Below are 394 nucleotides of genomic sequence, written 5' to 3'. Positions count from 1 at the left end.
ATAGTTTAAAATATCCCTATAATGATTCATTATTGTTTTTCTTAAGGTAGAAAAAGATTTAAAATCTGCTTCTTCCACCTCTTTGAACCAATGCGCCAGTTTAGTCATCGCCAATGATTTTGGAATATTCTGATTATAAATCTTTCGCAGTCCATCGGTCAATTGATATGCTTTCTCCAGATCAGGATACTGAGCAAAAAGAATAGCAGCTCTTTGTTTTTGGGAAAGTGTCCATTTTTCACGGGTTTTATAAAGCAAATACCGGCTTCTTGCTAAAAGCTGTTTGCGTGAATCACCGTTTTCAAATATTTCTGTGCCTGAGTTTTTTTCTTCCCCCAGTCCTTGCGTTACCGTATTTTCCATTTCAATAGCATCCCAACGATGTCTGATCCTG

1 protein-coding gene is annotated in these 394 nt (G+C 36.8%); it reads right to left on the bottom strand.

From position 1 onward, the window contains the following. The coding region (locus tag QWT87_RS21165) for a transposase (RefSeq protein WP_302718730.1) at nt 1-394 on the bottom strand (394 nt) is incomplete at both ends.

Origin of the sequence: Chryseobacterium urinae, assembly GCF_030518295.1 — a bacterium.
Classification (GTDB): Bacteria; Bacteroidota; Bacteroidia; order Flavobacteriales; family Weeksellaceae; genus Chryseobacterium; species Chryseobacterium mucoviscidosis.
The sequence above is the reverse complement of the archived record's forward strand: the minus strand, read 5'-3'. Positions and strand labels throughout refer to the sequence as shown.